The sequence below is a fragment of the Alistipes sp. CAG:29 genome (genome assembly GCF_000435435.1).
GTDB classification, from domain to species: domain Bacteria; phylum Bacteroidota; class Bacteroidia; order Bacteroidales; family Rikenellaceae; genus Alistipes; species Alistipes onderdonkii.
Window position 1 is genome coordinate 1 of sequence record NZ_FR893480.1, and the last position, 1384, is coordinate 1384.

Annotated in this window: 2 pseudogenes; both read right to left on the bottom strand. The window is 48.3% G+C overall.

Annotation, left to right across the window (positions count from 1 at the left end):
- A pseudogene (locus QVP03_RS10130) lies at nt 1-183 on the bottom strand (hypothetical protein); the annotation flags it as partial.
- Nucleotides 180-1384, bottom strand: a pseudogene (locus QVP03_RS10135) (hypothetical protein); the annotation flags it as partial. The pseudogenes QVP03_RS10135 and QVP03_RS10130, both read right to left, overlap by 4 nt.

Here is a 1384-nt window from a genome sequence, read left to right on the forward strand (position 1 = left end):
GATTTTCCCGTCGCGGTCGGTGTCGAAATTTTCGAGTACATAAGCGCGAAAACCAGGGTCGGGAATCATGCCGCCGTCCCAAAAGATCGGGGGCTTCGCGTTCTCCTCCCCGCTTTGGCCGGAGACGGGCGCGGCAGGATATGCAAGAACCGCCAATGCTATGACCGGCAATAGTCGGTTCATGGTGTTTTCCGCTTTCCGTCCATGTAATGTCGCACTTCGTCTGAGACAACGGTTTGACTGTTGGCAATTACGTTTATTTCAGGATTATCGCCGAATACGATCTCCTCTATTTTCGAAAGATTGGATATATTGAGTTCTGTCAATGGATTGTCGTCGCAGTAGATTTTCGTCAATTCCGTGTTCCGGGACAGGTCGAGCGTTGTCAATCGATTGCCGTTGCAGTACAGTTCCGTCAACGCTGTATTTCTGGAGAGATCGAGCGCAGCCAATTGGTTGTTGTTGCAGTACAGTTCCGTTATCGCTGTGTTTTGGGACAGGTCGAGCGCTGTCAATTGATTCCTGGAGCATGCCAATGTCGCCAACGCCGTGTTTTTGGAGAGATCGAGCGCCGTCAACCGGTTGTTAGGGCAGTACACTGTCGCCAATGCTGTGTTGTGGGTCAGGTCGAGTGCTGTCAATTGGTTTTCGTGGCAGAGCAATTCCGTCAATTTCGTGTTCCGGGACACATCGAGTTCGGTCAATGGATTGTAACCGCAGAATAATTTTGTCAATGCCGTATTTTCGGAGAGATCGAGCGCCGTCAATCGATTGTTGTAGCAATTCAATTGTATCAAGGCCGCATTTTTGGAAAGGTCGAGCGCAGTCAATTGATTTTCGTAGCAGAGCAATTCCTCCAATGCCGTATTTTGGGACAAATCGAGCGAAGTTAATTGGTTGTAGTAACAGTGCAAATGAACCAACTCCTTATTTTGGGTCAGATCGAGTCCGGTCAATCGGTTGCTGTAGCAGAGTAATTCCTTTAACGCCGTATTCTTGGAGAGATCGAGTGCCGTCAATTGATTGGCAGGACAAAACAATACCGTCAATTTCGTGTTTTTGGAAAGATCGAGCGATGTCAATGGATTGCCCTCGCACGCCAATTCGGTCAACGCTGTATTTTGGGTCAAATCGAGTTCGGCCAATGCAGTGTAGTTGCAATTCAATTTTACCAGCTCCGTATTTTTTGAAAGATTAAGTGCGGGTAACGGATTGTCCCAGCAGTTCAATTCGGTCAACCTCGTATTTTGGGATAAATCGAGTTCAGCCAGTGTATTTCCGTTGCATATGAGCTGTTTGAGGTTTTTGAAATATTCGATGCCTGCGAGGGATTCGGTTGCGGGACCGAGTTCTGCGCAGAGCCTGCCGAGGTCGATGGCAAGTA